General features: G+C 68.4%; 13 protein-coding genes. 4 read left to right on the top strand and 9 right to left on the bottom strand.

Annotation, left to right across the window (positions count from 1 at the left end; genetic code table 11):
• Positions 1 to 35: 35 nt before the first annotated feature.
• The 6 genes from KME82_RS00185 to KME82_RS00160 all read right to left on the bottom strand — a co-directional run bounded on the left by KME82_RS00185 (position 36) and on the right by KME82_RS00160 (position 4611).
• Positions 36 to 698, bottom strand: a complete 663-nt coding sequence (locus KME82_RS00185) for a hypothetical protein (protein ID WP_215496736.1) — start codon at positions 696 to 698, stop codon at positions 36 to 38.
• A 130-nt stretch (positions 699 to 828) separates the two neighbouring features.
• Entirely contained in the window at positions 829 to 1560 is a 732-nt protein-coding gene (locus tag KME82_RS00180) for a C39 family peptidase (protein ID WP_215496735.1), read from the bottom strand.
• An 89-nt stretch (positions 1561 to 1649) separates the two neighbouring features.
• Positions 1650 to 2471 carry a hypothetical protein gene (locus KME82_RS00175; protein WP_215496734.1) on the bottom strand — a complete coding sequence of 274 codons (822 nt, stop codon included), beginning with the start codon at positions 2469 to 2471 and terminating at the stop codon, positions 1650 to 1652.
• A gap of 74 nt (positions 2472 to 2545) precedes the next feature.
• On the bottom strand, positions 2546 to 3313 hold the full coding sequence (locus KME82_RS00170) for a hypothetical protein (protein WP_215496733.1): 768 nt from the start codon (positions 3311 to 3313) through the stop codon (positions 2546 to 2548).
• Between the two features lie 51 nt (positions 3314 to 3364).
• Positions 3365 to 4045: a hypothetical protein gene (locus KME82_RS00165; protein WP_215496732.1), complete on the bottom strand. Its 681-nt coding sequence runs from the start codon at positions 4043 to 4045 to the stop codon at positions 3365 to 3367.
• Positions 4042 to 4611: a hypothetical protein gene (locus tag KME82_RS00160; protein WP_215496731.1), complete on the bottom strand. Its 570-nt coding sequence runs from the start codon at positions 4609 to 4611 to the stop codon at positions 4042 to 4044. Before KME82_RS00160 ends, KME82_RS00165 begins: the two co-directional genes overlap by 4 nt.
• 389 nt (positions 4612 to 5000) lie before the next feature.
• Between KME82_RS00160 and KME82_RS00155 the strand changes: the two genes are divergently transcribed.
• Positions 5001 to 5720, top strand: coding sequence for a 2OG-Fe(II) oxygenase (locus tag KME82_RS00155; RefSeq protein ID WP_215496730.1), 720 nt, complete (start codon positions 5001 to 5003; stop codon positions 5718 to 5720).
• A gap of 443 nt (positions 5721 to 6163) precedes the next feature.
• On the opposite strand, the gene KME82_RS00150 is transcribed toward KME82_RS00155, so the two are convergent.
• Positions 6164 to 6598: a response regulator gene (locus KME82_RS00150; RefSeq protein ID WP_031374300.1), complete on the bottom strand. Its 435-nt coding sequence runs from the start codon at positions 6596 to 6598 to the stop codon at positions 6164 to 6166.
• A complete protein-coding gene (locus KME82_RS00145; protein ID WP_215496729.1) occupies positions 6591 to 7814 on the bottom strand; it encodes a sensor histidine kinase in 1224 nt (407 codons plus the stop codon). The genes KME82_RS00150 and KME82_RS00145 overlap by 8 nt, the downstream gene beginning before the upstream one ends.
• A gap of 115 nt (positions 7815 to 7929) precedes the next feature.
• Here KME82_RS00145 and KME82_RS00140 point away from each other — a divergent pair, with 115 nt between their 5' ends.
• The 3 genes from KME82_RS00140 to KME82_RS00130 all read left to right on the top strand — a co-directional run bounded on the left by KME82_RS00140 (position 7930) and on the right by KME82_RS00130 (position 13393).
• Positions 7930 to 9729, top strand: coding sequence for an SLC13 family permease (locus KME82_RS00140; protein ID WP_215496728.1), 1800 nt, complete (start codon positions 7930 to 7932; stop codon positions 9727 to 9729).
• Positions 9730 to 10611: 882 nt separating this feature from the next.
• Positions 10612 to 10830: a hypothetical protein gene (locus KME82_RS00135; protein WP_215496727.1), complete on the top strand. Its 219-nt coding sequence runs from the start codon at positions 10612 to 10614 to the stop codon at positions 10828 to 10830.
• Positions 10831 to 11497: 667 nt separating this feature from the next.
• On the top strand, positions 11498 to 13393 hold the full coding sequence (locus KME82_RS00130) for a M4 family metallopeptidase (RefSeq protein WP_215496726.1): 1896 nt from the start codon (positions 11498 to 11500) through the stop codon (positions 13391 to 13393).
• A 392-nt stretch (positions 13394 to 13785) separates the two neighbouring features.
• Here KME82_RS00130 and KME82_RS00125 read toward each other — a convergent pair whose 3' ends face one another.
• Complete coding sequence (locus KME82_RS00125; protein ID WP_215496725.1) at positions 13786 to 14490, bottom strand: lysozyme inhibitor LprI family protein; 705 nt, start codon at positions 14488 to 14490, stop codon at positions 13786 to 13788.
• Between the last annotated feature and the right edge of the window lie 42 nt (positions 14491 to 14532).

Below are 14532 nucleotides of genomic sequence, written 5' to 3'. Positions count from 1 at the left end.
GTCTCGGCGTCCGTGACAAGAGGGAGGGAAGACGATCAGCGCGGCACTGCGCGCAGGCCGTCCAGGGCCTGCTGCAGGCCGAGTTGCCGGCTCAGTTCCGGAGTGATCGCCGAGGTCACGATCTGCAGCTGCATGCGGTTGCTCGCGTCCACGCCGTTGCCGGCGATGCGGCCGAGCTGGGCGATGCCGCCGACGGCGCCTGCATCCAGGCGTTGTTGCAGCGATGCGCCGGGGCCGTCGACGGCGATGCGCGCGCCGCCGTCGAGGAAGGTCACCCGCGCGCTCATCGCGCCGGCGCTGGCTTGGCTGTGCGATTGGCCGTTGAAGCCGGCGGCATCGGCGCGATCGACGAATGCGATCGAGGTCAGGTTGCGCAGACGATTGCCGTCGCCGGCGATCTGCGCGATCTGGCCGATGCCGCGCACCTGCACCGATTCGGCGCCGCTCGCGTTCGCGCCGGCCGCGCCCGCGGCGAGCGTCGCGTTGCCCGCGTCGGCTCCGCTGCGCGCGTCGACCTGCACCTCGAAGCCGCCGCCGCGACGCTCGACCAGCAACGCGCCGCTGGCGAAGGTGCTGCCCTGCTGCGGCGTGTCGAGGCTGGACACCAGGTCCACGCGCAGGCCGACCAGCATCTGCGCGCCGAAGTATTTGCCGCTGATCGTGGCCAGGGTGGCGTCGTCGACGATGTACGCCGTCAACGCCTGTGCTTTCGAAGGAGGCAGGGCGGCCGCGGGTTGCAACGCGGCCGCCGCTGCCAAGAGGGCCGAGAACAGCGTCGGGGGGAGTAGTGGACCGTTCATCGGACACCTCGAAACGTGCGAAACGACGTCAAAAAAGATCGGTGATCACCAGCCCGAACTCGACCACGCGCGGCGGCGCGGTGACGCGATCGAGCGCGTCCACGCGTCGCTGCAGCGCGGGCGAGCTGCGGCTGGTGACCAGATAGGAATCGGCGCGCATCGGTTGATCGCCGACCACGGCCAGCACGATGCCGTTCCAGCCGCGCACGAAATCGGCTTCCTGCATGACCCGGTGGCCGAGCGCGGGATCGGCGAGGAACACCCGCCCGCCGGCCGCGCCCTTGACCACGACGAAATGGCGATAGCCCTTGAGATCGAGCAGCGCGATCACCGGCATCTGCAGGCGGTACAAGGCGTCGGCGTCGATGCGGAAGCCGTGCGCGCGCATGCCGATGCTCTCGACGTAGCGTTTCATGTCGAGCATCGAAAAGCCGTTGCGCACCACTTCCTTGGGATCGACTCCGACCATCATCTTCTTGATCAGCTCCGGCTCGCTGACGTCCAGGCCGTAGCCGTAATGCAGCACGCTCGCCAACGCCGCCGAGCCGCAGCTGAAGTCGTAGCGCTGGCGCAGCAGTTCGCGGTAACGCAGATCGCGCAGCGTGCGCATCGGTTTGAGCACCGGCATGCCGCCGTTGCCGGTCAGGCGGGTCAGGTCGACCGTGCCGCGGCTGTCGTCCGCACGCTGCGCGCGAACGGCGCCGCAGTGCAGCGCGACGAGGGTCGCGATGGCGATCAGCGAGGCTCGATGTACGGTCATGGCGGCAAGGCACCTGGACGTTGCGCGATCGAAGCGGGAACCACGGTGGCCGCGTCGCGGCCACCGTGGCGGTTGCGGTGCAGCCAGGCTCAATCGCCGCAGCCGCTGCCGCAGGTCGGCGGCGGCGGCGGTGGCGGCGCGCAGGCGCCGCACGACGCGGTCGCGATCGACAGGCCGTTGTGTTGCAGGTTGCCGACGCCGGAGGCGACGTTGACGCCGATGTTGCCCTGCGCGCCGGACAGCGCGTTGCCGTCGAGCGAGGCGTACAGGTCCAGGCTCAGGCGACGGCCGTCGCTGTCGAGCAGGTTCGAGATCGCCAGTTGTTCGCTGTCGGCGGTCGCGATGGCCAGGCGGCCGGAGCTGTTGACCGATGCGGCCATGCCGTTGCCTTGCGCGTTGCCGACACCGGCGGCGACGTTGACGCCGAGGTTGCCCTTGGCGTTGGACAGTGCGTTGCCGTCGAGGGTGGCGTCGTAATACGTGTTGTCGGTGTTGGTGGTGGCGTAGTTGCCCAGGCTGACCTGGCGGCCGAACACCATCGCCGAGGCGAACACTTTTTCGCCGTCCACCGCCGACAGCGCGGTGTCGTTGGCCTGGGCATTGCCGACGCCGGCCGCGACGTTGGCGCCGATGTTGCCTTGCGCATCCGACAGCGCATCGCCGCCCAGGTGCGCGTCGTGATCGCCGTCGCCGAGCGAGCTGTTGAGCAAGGTGGTCTGGTCCTGATCGACGGTCGCCGCCGATTCGGACGCGACCCGGATCTTGCCGCGGACCTTGACCCGACCCGATACATCGATCTGGTTGGCGATGAAGGTGGAACTGTCGATGACGGCATCGTCGCCTTCGGCCAGGGCCGGCAGGGCGATGCCCGAGGCCAGCGCGATCGCCAGCAACGTGGTGTGCAGTTTCATGTGCGTTCTCCGGAGGTAAGTCGATGGAATGCGGACCGTTCGCGGCCGCGGCACGGGCCGCGGCCGCGCACGCATCACTGGCAGCTGCCGCACGACGCGGTGGCGATCGACAGGCCGTTGTGCTGCAGGTTGCCGACACCGGCGGCGACGTTCGCGCCGATGTTGCCCTGCGCGCCGGACAGGGCATTGCCGGTCAGGGTGGCGAAGGTGTCGAGGTCGCAATTGGCGGCCAGTTCGTTCAACCACGCATCCTGTTCGCTGTCGGAGGCGGCCTTGGCGATCGTGCCGGAGCTGTTGACCGAGGCGGCCATCGCATTGCTCTGCGCGTTGCCGACGCCGGCGGCGACGTTGACGCCGATGTTGCCCTTGGCGTCGGACAGCGCGTCGCCGTTGAGGGTCGCGCGGTATTCGGTGTCCTGCTGCGAGGAGTACGCGTAGTTGTAGCTCGAACCCTGGCTGTTGAAGGTCATCGCCGAGGCGAACACCTTCTCGCCGTCGACCGCCGACAGCGCGGTGTCGTTGGCCTGCGCGTTGCCCACGCCGGCGGCGAGGTTGGCGCCGATGTTGCCCTGCGCATCCGACAGCGCGTTGCCGCCCAGATGCGCGGTGTGGTCGCCGTCGCCCCAGGACTCGTTGCTGTCGGTGATCTGATCCTGGTCGACGGTCGCCGCCGATTCGGACGCGACGCGGATCTTGCCTTTCACATGCACCTTGCCGGACACGTCGATGCTGTTGCCGATGCGGGTCGTGCTGTGGATCTGCGCATCGTCGCCTTCGGCGTAGGCCGGCGCGGCGATGGCCAGACTCAGGGCGAGGGCCAGCAGAGTGAATTGAACGTTCATGGGTCGGACTCCTGGTAGTGGTGGTTAGGGCCTTGCGGTCTGCCGTTTTTTCTATGGAACGCCCCCGGGCAGTTGGAGCACGATGGCGTTGACCGAGGTATTGCCGGTCCCCGCCGTCTGATTGAGTTGCAGCACGCCCTGGCCGCCGCGGAAGGCGTCGTCGGCGATGACCGCTTCGCGCAGGCTCGGCGCGGCGTTTGCGCCGTAGGCGTCGGCGGCGGTCGCGCCGGCCACCGACGCCAGCGCGGCATCGTCGAGTCCGGCGGCCACGACGCCGGTCGCGATGCGGCCGTTGCTCAGCGCGAACGCATTGAGTTGGCGATTGCCGGTGCCCGCGCTCTGGTTCAACTGCAGCAGGCCGCGACTGTCGGCGAAGGCGTGCGCGTCGATGCGCGCGGATGCGGCGCGGCCGGAGGCGATGCGTGCGGCGTCAGCATCGATATCGATGTCGGTCTCGCCGATGCGCTGGTCGGCATGCAGCGATGCCAGCGCGAGGCCATCGGGCGAGAGCGCGAACGCGGCGAGATTGGCTTGGGCGTTGCCGACGCCGGCGGTCTGGTTGATCGCGGCGCGGCCGTCGAGGCCGCGGGCGGCATCGGCGATGCGGGCGCGGTCGCTGCCTGCGGGCGCGGTCGGCTCGGCGGCGCGCGCGTCGCTGCAGATCGCGGTCGCCAACAGGCACGCCGCCAAGCCGAACGGCGTCAGCCGCTGTGGACGCAGCCGCGCGCTCATCGACCCGGCCCCTGCGTCGGCGCGACTTGCGGCGCCAGGGCCTGCATGACGCTGCCGGTGACAAGATCGCCGATCCCGGCGGTGGCGCTTTTCACCGCGCCGCCGACGCTCATGGTCGGACCCATCGGCGGCGCCGCGGCGGAACCGCCGAGCATCGCCTTCGGATTGGCCGCGCCCATCGCATCGGCCGGCACCAGCAGGCCGGTCAGCGCCTGCGCGGCCGTCGCCGGACTCAGGCCGGCCGAGCCGTGCTGATCGAGTTCGGCGTCGCCGATCAACGGTGCGAGCGAGCGTTCCAGGGTGCCGTGGAAGATCTGCGCCGGGAACGTCGTGGCCTGGGTGCGTACCGGATTGTCCTGCGCCGGCAGCGCGCGGTAGGCGATGCGCGGGTGGACGGTGCGGGCGATCACGACGCTTGGGTCCTCGCTCGGGTTCGCGTTCGGCGCGGCGTCCTGGGCGTGGACCTGGCCGGCGAACGCAAACAGCGCCGCGACGGCACGGGGCAAAGCGGCGCTTATCGCCCGCTGCAACGCGGTGCGGTCGAACCGACGGGGGATGGCGAACATGACGGCGTACTCCGAAGCGGGAACTCAGTGCGTGCGCTTCGGGGCAGTCGAAGCGGCGCGAGAGGACCTACGCGAGAGTCGTGCCAAGTTTTCAAGTGGCTGAAAATTATGGATTTTCCGCCAAATATTTAAAACACGCCGAGGGCTTGGGCGATTAAACGTTGCGCCGCGGTTACGCGGCCTGGCGCTGAACGCGGACATGCTGCGCAGCGTCAATGGATGAACCGTTCACCGCTCAGGCTTGCTGAGCCGGGCCTTTGGCGGTTTGGCTGACCGTGTTCGCGATCGCTTGCCGTGGTGTTGCGTTTTCGCAACCCGGCGCGCGCATGCGACGATGCCCGCCTTCCCCTCGGCCAGGCCCGGGGCGCCCTCTTGCAGCCATCAACGCCATGTCATCGACGACCGATTCCAGCGCAGACGATTTCATCGAGGTCTATCCGCAGGCGCTCACGCGCGAGCAATGCGCGACGCTGGTGCAGCGCTTCGACGCCAGCCGCGACAGCGAGCCGGGCCGGGTCGGCGGCGGCGTCATGCCCGACCTCAAGGACAGCCGCGATCTCACCATCACCGGCCGCGACGGCTGGAAGGACATGGAGCTCGCCTTGAACCTGGCGGTGTTCCGCGGCCTGCTGCAGTACCTGCGCCGCTATCCGCACACGATGATCGCGCCGCTGATGCTCGAAGCGCCGAGCGCCGACGGCAAGCGCCATCGGCTCACCGCCGAGCGCGTGGCCGAGATGGACGACAACGCGTTGTCGCCGATCGCGCAGACCGTGTTCCGTCCCGGCGCGATCAACCTGCAGCGTTACACCGCCAACCGCGGCGGCTACCCGTACTGGCATTGCGAGCTGTACCCGCGCGACCAGAGCGCGGAGACGCTGCACCGGCACGTGCTGTGGACGATCTACTTGAACGACGGCTTCGAGGAAGGCGAAACCGAGTTCCTTTACCAGCGCCGCAAGATCGCGCCGCGCGCGGGCGACCTGCTGATCGCGCCGGCCGCGTTCACCCACACCCACCGCGGCAATCGGCCCAAGGGTGGGGACAAGTACATCGCGACCAGCTGGATTCTGTTTCAGCGCGCCGAGCGGTTGTACGCGGGCGGGTAAGGGTGGCGCTGCCAGGCCGTGATGGTTGCCAGGAGCAAATCCCCCGGCGCTGACGATGTGGTCGCTGCGACGGTTTTCGCCGGGCGCCCGCCCCCTTTTTCAAAGTGGGCTCATTGACGCGCTTGATGGATCTTGTGGATGCGATTGCGGCCGCAGATTCGGGCGCTGCTTCGCGTTCGGGAATCGGGAATCGGGAATCGGGAATCGGGAATCGGGAATCGGGAATCGGGAATCGGGAATCGGGAATCGGGAATCGGGAATCGGGAATCGGGAATCGGGAATCGGGAATCGGGAATCGGGAATCGGGAATCGGGAATCGTAAAAAGGCTCCGATCGCCTGTTCCCCAACGCAAGGGGTTCCCCCCTTTGAAAAAGGGGGGCCAGGGGGGATTTGCTTTTGCTCCTAAAGCTTTGCGCTTAAGGCTTCCACGCCCCGCCCGTCCTCACGGATTGCGCGGATGATTCAACACCAGCCAATACAACCCCACCTGCTTCACCGCCCACACGAACTGCTCGAAATCCACCGGCTTTTGGATATAGCTGTTGACCCCGAGCGCATAACTGGCCTCGACGTCGAACGGCTCGGTGCTGGTGGTCAACACCACCACCGGCAGAGTGCGGGTGGGTTCGTGCGCGCGGATCGCCTGCAGCACCTCGCGGCCGTCGACCTTGGGCAAGTTGAGGTCGAGCAGCACGATCGACGGCAGATCGTTGGGATCGCGATCGGAATAGCGGCCACGGGCGAACAGGTAGTCCAGCGCCTCGGCGCCGTCGCCCATCACCACCAGCCTGTTGGCGATCTTGGCCTCGTCGAAGGCGAGCCGGGTCAGCTCGACGTCGTCGGGGTTGTCTTCGACCAGCAGGATTTCCTTATGCATTCGGGGTTTCCTCGCCCGCGGATACGACGGGCAGTTCTACGGTAAACGTGCTGCCCACATCGGGCTGCGAATGGGCGCGCAGCTGGCCGCGGTGGCGCTCGACGATGCGCCAGGCGATCGCCAGCCCGAGGCCGTGACCGCCGCCCTGATCCGGCCCGTGCAGGCGCTGGAACGGTTCGAACAATTTGTGAGCATATCGCATGTCAAATCCGGTGCCTTGGTCGCGTACCGACAGCACCAGCCGGTCGCCGGACCGTTCACCGAAGACCTCGATACGGACCGGTTCGCGCTCGTCATCCGGCGGCGCGGAAGCCGGCTGTACTGAAGACTGGGCCGCAGCATGCCGGGCGGCACTTCGTTCGCAGGTGAATTTCCAGGCGTTGTGCATCAATTGGTTCAGCATCAGCTTCAGCAACCGCTCATCGCCCTCGACCTGCAGGCCGGGCTGGACGCTGATCTGGGCGCGGTGACGCGGGTCGGCGTCCTGCAGCTCGGCGCCGACCCAGTCGGCGAGCAGGCTCAGGTCGACCGGCGCGATCCGCATCTCGGTACGGGTCACGTGCGACAGCTCGGTCAACGCCGCCAGCAGCCCGGTCATGCGCGAGGCCGCGGCGCGGATCCGCGCCAGGTAATCGCGATCGGTTTCGTTGAGGCGCTCGGCGGCGCGTTCGTTGAGCAGCGCGGAAAAACTTTCGATCGAACGCAGCGGCGCGCGCAGGTCGTGGGCGACCGCGTCGGCGAACAGCTGCAGCTGCCGGTGCGAGGCGTCGAGCTGCGCGCTGCGCTCCTCGGCGCGCGCGCTCAACTTCATCCCGGCCTCGCGTTCGCCGCGGATGTCGCGCATGTGCGAGATGAAATACTGCGCGGTGCCGTCTTCGTCGCGCATCACCGCGACGTTGAGCTGCACCCACACCTCGCTGCCGTCGCGATGCACGTAGCGCTTGTGCTCGTCGACCGAGGCCAGCGCGCCGCTGACCAGCGCGGCGACCAGATGCTGGCTGATCGCCAGATCGTCGGGATGGGTCACTTCGCTGTAATGGTGGCCGCGCAATTCGTCGACGCGGTAACCCAGCAGCGCGCACAGGGCCGGATTGACTTCGAGCCAGATGCCGTCGGTGGACACGATCGCCATGCCGATGTTCGATGCCGTCATCGCCAGGCGGAAACGGTCGTCTCCGGCCTTGGGGGCGTTGATCGGGGCGTGCGGCAGGCTCATCGAATGCGGCGGCAGGCTCAGGCGGCGTGACCGCGCAGTGTAGCCAAAGCGGTCGTGACGGCTCGGTGGATGGCGCATACGGCGTCGACACGGCCAAGTCTTGCACAATGCGGCGATGGACTTTTCGCAAATCGCCTTCCTGCTGATCCTGGGCGCAGCGCTGTATTTGTTCGTCAGCGAGCGGCTGCGGGTCGACGTCACCGCGATGTTGACCCTGCTGGCGCTGGTGCTGACCGGGGTGCTCGATGCCAAGCAGGCGCTGTCGGGGTTCGCCAGCGAACCGGCGATCATCGTCGCGGCGGTGTTCGTGATTTCCGGCGGGCTGGCCGCGACCGGCATCACCGAGCGGCTGGGTCAGTGGATCGGTCGTGCAGCCGGGCACAGCGAGGGCCGTGCGATCGCGGTGACCATGCCGGCGGTCGCGGCGCTGTCCTCGTTCACCCACCACGTCATGGTCACGGCAATGATGCTGCCGATCCTGACCCGGTTCGCGAAGTCGCGCGGGCTGTCGGCCTCGCGCCTGCTGATGCCGATGTCGTTCGCGGCCTCGCTCGGCACCACCCTGACCCTGGTCAGCGCGCCGGCCTTCCTGCTGGCCGACAACCTGCTCGAACGCACCGGTTCGCCGGGCCTGGGCATTTTCTCGATCACCCCGATCGGCCTGGCGCTGGTCGCGATCGGCGTGCTGTACATGCTGGCGGCGCGCTGGTTCCTGCCCAAGCGCGGCGGCGAACACGGCGACGACGGCTACCTGCGCCTGGACCGCTACCGCACCGAACTGGTGATCGTGGACGGCTCGCGCTGGAGCACCCGGCCGCTGGCCGAGCTGCAGAAGGCGCTCGGCGACCGCTTCGTGATGACCGGCTGGCTGCGCGACGGCCAGCGCCGCCAGGACCTGGGCCCGAGCAGCCCGCTGATCAGCGGCGACATCCTGCTGGTCGAGGCCTCGGCCGATGCGCTGGCCTCGCTGCACGACGACGCCGGCCTGGACCTCAACGCGATCAAGCGCTTCGGCGAACACGCCGACGGCGACGGCGAGGCGCAGCTGGTCCAGGCGGTGGTCGCGCCGGGTTCGGAGTTCATCGGCCGCAGCGTGCGCGAACTGGATTTCGCCCGCCGCTTCCACGCGGTGATCGCCGGCCTGTGGCGGCAGCAGGGCGCGGTCGCGCCGCGCCTGTCCGACGCGCGCCTGCGCGAAGGCGACCTGCTGGTGCTGTGGGGCCGGCCGGCGCGTTTCACCGAGCTGGCCGCGCACCACGGCTTCCTGATGCTGGTGCCGTTCGCCGGCGAGGCGCGCCGGCGCATCCGCGCGCCGCTGGCGCTGGCGATCCTGGCGCTGACCGTGCTCACCGCCGCGACCGAATGGCTGCCGGCGCCGCTGGCGTTCCTGCTCGGCGCGGTGGCGATGGTGGCCACGCGCTGCGTCGATGTCGAACAGGCCTATCGCGAGATCGACGTGCGCATCTTCGTGATGATCGCCGGGGTGATCCCGCTGGGCGTGGCGATGGAGCAGACCGGCACCGCGCAATTGCTGGCGCAAGGGATGCTGCACGTGATCGCGGGCTGGTCGCCGCTGATGATCCTGCTGGTGATGTTCACCGCCGCCGCGCTGCTGACCCAGATCCTGTCGGACGCGGCGACCACGGTGCTGCTCGGGCCGATCGCGATCTCACTGGCGCAATCGCTGGGCCTGCCGCCGACGCCGTTCGTGGTATGCACCGCGCTGGGCGCGGTGGTCGCGTTCCTGACCCCGATCGGGCATCACGGAAACCTTCTCATCCTCGGCCCGGGCCAGTACCGGTTCGGCGATTTCCTGCGCATCGGCTTGCCTCTGACCACGCTGATCGCCTTGGTCAGCGCCTGGATGGCGCGCTGGCTCTGGCTCGACGGTCCGTTCTGGCCGGCCCTGTCCTGAGCCTGGGCCTGACGCAGGCAGGCGGCGCGGCGCGACTGGCGCTCGATTTCGCTGCTGCGCGAGGACAGTCCAGGGCAATGCATGGGCTCGTGGCGCGCGGCGGCGGGATCGTCGAGCGCGATGCCCGGGCGCTGTCCGATCCGGCGATCCGGATCGCGACTGCGATAAGGCGCCGGCGCGGACGCGTGCAAGGGCGCGAACGCGGACCGCGACGGCGGCGTGTCGCGGGCGACGGCGATGCCGGCGCAGCCGACCGAGCACAACAGCGCGGCGCAGGCGGCGCGCATGCGCCAGCCGTGCCAGCCACGCGCGCGGTCCGCGCGCCTGCGCGGCGCGGGCGGGCGGCGCGGCATCGTCGTCGTCCTGGCAGTGGCGTGCATCGGGCCGTCCTGGTCGCAGTCGCGTGGGAGCGAGCCGCGACGCTAGGCGATCGACCGGAAGACAGAATCCGCCGAAGGTCGCGGGTGGGCGGCGGCTTACAGCCACGGTTCATGCGAACGGCGTGGTGGGCGGGTGGCTCGGGTGGTGGTGGTTGCGCGGTTGCCGGTGGTGGCGCGGTCGCGATCGCGTCGCTCCTACATGGGCTACCTGTAGGAGCGACGCAAGTCGCGACCGCGGGGTACCCGTTCGCCGCGCAATGCCGGCCGCCCGCGCATACGCCGTCCAACCACCTACATCACGGTAGGAAATTTCCTACGCCGCGCCTCGTGGTCCCCCTAGGGCAAACCATAAACGGTTAAGTCACCTTATCTGCGCCCCGGCAGCACGACTTATGCGCCGGCAACGGACGCCGCTCAGCAAAGGAATGGGTCGCCGCCTTGAGCAAGCGGTCAAGCTGGGCCGGGGCAACTTCCGATTCGTTCGACAAGGCTGACTACCGTGATGCCGTACACCGTGCAACTCAACGAATCCACCTACCTCGGCCGCACCTTGTCGTGCGATGTCGCCGACGAACGTTTCGACAACCCGGCCGAGGCCTCGGCCGCGGCCAAGAACGAAGCCTTCCACCTGTCGGTGCAGCTCGGCCTGCCGGTGGCGATCCGCATCTTCGAAGACAGCCGCATCTACCTGTCGCACATCATGCCGGCGCCGCCGCGCTGAGGCCCGACACGCGACAAACCGCGCCGTCACGATTGCTGTTGTGGCAGGGGCTTGAGCCCCGACGCTGTTCGCTCCGATCGCATCGCCCCCGCCCGCATCTCGGCCGCGCGCCATCGCCGATCCGACGCCGTTGAGGCGCGGTGCAACGCAACCCGCGCCGTCACAACTACTTTTGTGGGAGGGGCGTGAGCCCCGACGCTGCTCGCTCCGATCGCGTCGCACCCACGCATCCCGGCCGCGCGCCATCGCTGATCCGACGTTGCGTTACGCATCGTCCTAAGACTTCTTTACCCAACACCAATATCGCGATCAACGCGATCTTCCGCATGCGCGCATCACGCGCGACGCATCGCCGCGCGCTTCGTATCGAAACTTGTTACTAAGTTTCATCCGCGCGCATGCGCGCGTTCGATGACTTCTGACGCACATCCCAGTTCGCGCATCCCACGGCCACATCGCGTGTGGAAAAGGTGGGGGGTGTGCGGCCGGGCAGCGTTCGGATGCATGGGGAATGCTGACGAACACACAGCAAAGACCGCCGTCGATCGCATCTTCGCCGTCGCATCGAGATCCCTGCCGTTGTGCAGTACCGCCGCGCGCGACCACGATCGCGCCGTGGCGATTTGCTTGTCTTTTCTTCTTTGTTGCATGACTCGGAGAGCTACGCATGTCCATGAAACAACGCATCCTGACCGCCTCGATCTTGTTGGCGATCACCGGCACCACCGCCACCGCGCTGGTCACCGCGCAACGCGACGGCCACGCCAACGCCGCCAACGCCAGCGCGCAGAACCAAGGCAACGCCGCCGCGCCGAGCGCGTCGCACGTCAACGCCAACACCGCATCCTCCCCCGCCGCGCACAGCGCCTATGCGACCGCCTCGGGCAGCACGCCGGCCGCGCAGCTCGAACTCAGCCCCGCGGTGGCGCGCGCGCGCGAACTGCTGCAGGCGCAGAAGCTGCAAAGCGCCGGCGCGCAAGCGCTGGCCGGCGCCGATCGCGCGGCGATCGAAGCCGAGCGCTACGTGCCGCGCGATCTGATCGTCGAAGCCGACGGCAGCCAGCACGTGCGTTTCAACCGCGACTACCAGGGCCTGCCGGTGATCGGCGGCGATCTGGTCGCGCACCTCAAGGGCGGCCTGCTGACCTCGGTCAGCAAGACCATGGACCTCAAGCTCGGCCAGGGCGGCGCGGCCACGCCGAAGCGGTCGTCGGCGCAGGCGATCGCCGATGCCGGCGTGCATTTCGCCGGCCGTTTCATCGACAAGCCGTCTTCGCGCATGGTGTATTTCGCCCAGAACAACGAGCCCAAGCTCGCCTATGAAGTGACCTTCCGCGGCCTCAACAAGGCCCAGCGTCCGGTCCACGATCTGATCTACGTCGACGCCGACAACGGCGGCCTGCTCGGCCGCGACAGCCGCATCTACACCGCCGAAGCGGCCGAAGGCCAGGGCTTCACCGTCACCCGCGGCAAGGTGCCGATCTCCACCAGCAAGGTCGGCGCGGAAGAAAGCGACGGCCGCGGCGCGGGCTATCTGCTGCGCGACGACAAGCGCGGCGGCGGCACGGTGCACAACACCGGCGGCACCGTCGTCGATCTCGTGTTCGGCGGCGGCGATTTCACCGCGCCGCCGATGTTCGATGCCGACAACGTCTGGGGCAACGAGCAGATGACCAACATCGAGCGCACCGGCGTGGAAGCGCATTACGGCGTGTCGAAGACCTGGGACTACTACAAGAAGTTCTACGACCGCGTCGGCATCTTCGGCGACAGCCTCGGCGTGCAGAGCTTCGTCAATGTCACCTTCACCTATTTCTTCTTCATCGACGTGGGCGGCACCAACGCATTCTGGGACGGCGAAGCCAAGCGCATGGTCTACGGCAACGGCGATTACGGCGTGTCCAATCCGGTGGTCGCGCTCGACGTGGCCGGCCACGAAATGTCGCACGGCGTGACCCAGGCCACCTCGGGCCTGATGTACTCGGGCGACGCCGGCGGCTTGAACGAAGCGACCTCCGACATCCACGGCACCCTGGTCGAATTCTTCGACAACAGCCCGAAGGACCCGCCGGATTACCTGATCGGCGAGAACGTGATGCTCAGCGGCGTGCCGCTGCGCTACATGTTCAAGCCGAGCCTGGACGCCGACGAGGAAGGCAACGGTTCGTTCGACTGCTACCCGGCCGGCGGCTTCACCGAGGAAGACCCGCACTACACCTCGGGCGTGGGCAATCACTTCTTCTACCTGCTGGCCGAAGGCCAGAAGGTGCCCAAGTCGCATCGCAAGACCGTGCTGCCGTCCGACCTGGTGTGCAACGGCGCGACCGGCCTCAAGGGCCTGACCCCGACCGTCGCCGGCCAGATCTGGTACCGCGCCAACACCTTGTACCTGACCTCGCAGGCCAGCTACCCGGATGCGCGCGTGGCGACCCAGACCGCGGCGCAGGACCTGGTCGATCGCGGCCTGCTCAAGGCCAGCGCGGTCAAGACCGTGGCGTGCGCGTGGGAAGCGGTCAACGTCGGCCTGCCGGAAGGCTCGACCGCGGCGCGCTGCAAGAACTGAGCGGTACCCGTGCTCTGATTTGAGCTGGCTTGGTGGTTGTTCCGACCCTCGCGCCGCGCTGCGGCGCGGGGGTCTCTTGTTTGCGCTCGGTGAGACGCCATCGGCCAGCAATAACCTCAGACCTCGACAATGCGGCCGAAAGCGACTGCAGGAGCGGCGCGAGCCGCGACCGCGAAACCACGCATACCTCGCTGCCGCGATGTCGCGGTCGCGGCTCGCGCCGCTCCTACAGGGGGATTGCGTGACCTACACGCCTACCTTGTAAGGCTGCGCGACCGATCGAGTCTCGATGGCTTCGCTCTGCATCCGCATCACATACCGCAACGCCTCGATCCGCGGCGCGTCCAGCGCGCGCGGCTTCGCTCACAGCGGCCGCGTGTGGCGATGACGCCTCAGCGCTTGGCGGCCGGCACCGCGAAGTAAGTGCCTTCCAGCGAACCGTTGTGGCCGCAGTAATCGGGCATGGTCAAGCGCTGGCCCTTCGCATCCAGCGCCGTCACCTGCAAGGTCGCGCCCGCGCGCTCCAGTTTGAGCACGCTGTCGTCGTCGTCCACATGCACGCTCGCCGTATCGTTCTCGCCGCGGTCGCGGCCGGCGGCGTCGCAAACCCAGCGGCCGTCGAGCGGATGCGCGGCGTTGGCCTGCACGTCCCAGCGGCCTTTCGCGTCGCGACGGATTTCGATTTCGCCGGCGATGTTGCGCCAGCGGCCGGCCAGACCCGGCGCCGGATGCGCCTGGATCTGGCCCAGATACTTGCTGCGATAGTCGAGCGTGCTGCGCAAGTCCGCGGCTTTTTCGGCCGCCGCCGCATCGGCGTAGCCCGCGTCGCGTATCTGCAGGAACCAGCGCTGCTCGTCGCGCAATGCGGCGGCGGCCGGCGCGTCCAGCTCGGCCAGGCTGCTGCGATAGACCCGCGCCAGTTCGGCATCGGCGCGCGCCAGTCGCGGATCGGCGCAGATCGCGCGTTCGACCTGGCTGCTTGCGCGCGCGCAATCGAACGAAGGCCGCGGCGCGGGCGATGCGGCCTGGGCGGCGCCGTGCAGGGCGATGATCGCGACGACGGCCGACACGCGGCGAACGGTACGGGTTGAACGCATGCGGGTTGTCCTCGGGCCGGGCGTCGGCGAGTGCGGTGGCGG

Source organism: Lysobacter capsici (assembly GCF_018732085.1).
Taxonomy (GTDB): Bacteria; Pseudomonadota; Gammaproteobacteria; order Xanthomonadales; family Xanthomonadaceae; genus Lysobacter; species Lysobacter capsici_A.
Note: the sequence above shows the minus strand (reverse complement) of the source record. Positions and strands in the feature narration are given on the sequence as shown.

Excerpts from the sequence above, each read along its gene's own strand:
- KME82_RS00160 (WP_215496731.1), bottom strand. The coding sequence starts at position 4,611 with ATGTTCGCCATCCCCCGTCGGTTCGACCGCACCGCGTTGCAGCGGGCG.
- KME82_RS00155 (WP_215496730.1), top strand. The coding sequence starts at position 5,001 with ATGTCATCGACGACCGATTCCAGCGCAGACGATTTCATCGAGGTCTAT.
- KME82_RS00175 (WP_215496734.1), bottom strand. The coding sequence starts at position 2,471 with ATGAAACTGCACACCACGTTGCTGGCGATCGCGCTGGCCTCGGGCATC.
- KME82_RS00135 (WP_215496727.1), top strand. The coding sequence starts at position 10,612 with ATGCCGTACACCGTGCAACTCAACGAATCCACCTACCTCGGCCGCACC.
- KME82_RS00140 (WP_215496728.1), top strand. The coding sequence starts at position 7,930 with ATGGACTTTTCGCAAATCGCCTTCCTGCTGATCCTGGGCGCAGCGCTG.
- KME82_RS00125 (WP_215496725.1), bottom strand. The coding sequence starts at position 14,490 with ATGCGTTCAACCCGTACCGTTCGCCGCGTGTCGGCCGTCGTCGCGATC.
- KME82_RS00165 (WP_215496732.1), bottom strand. The coding sequence starts at position 4,045 with ATGAGCGCGCGGCTGCGTCCACAGCGGCTGACGCCGTTCGGCTTGGCG.
- KME82_RS00170 (WP_215496733.1), bottom strand. The coding sequence starts at position 3,313 with ATGAACGTTCAATTCACTCTGCTGGCCCTCGCCCTGAGTCTGGCCATC.
- KME82_RS00150 (WP_031374300.1), bottom strand. The coding sequence starts at position 6,598 with ATGCATAAGGAAATCCTGCTGGTCGAAGACAACCCCGACGACGTCGAG.
- KME82_RS00145 (WP_215496729.1), bottom strand. The coding sequence starts at position 7,814 with ATGAGCCTGCCGCACGCCCCGATCAACGCCCCCAAGGCCGGAGACGAC.
- KME82_RS00180 (WP_215496735.1), bottom strand. The coding sequence starts at position 1,560 with ATGACCGTACATCGAGCCTCGCTGATCGCCATCGCGACCCTCGTCGCG.
- KME82_RS00130 (WP_215496726.1), top strand. The coding sequence starts at position 11,498 with ATGTCCATGAAACAACGCATCCTGACCGCCTCGATCTTGTTGGCGATC.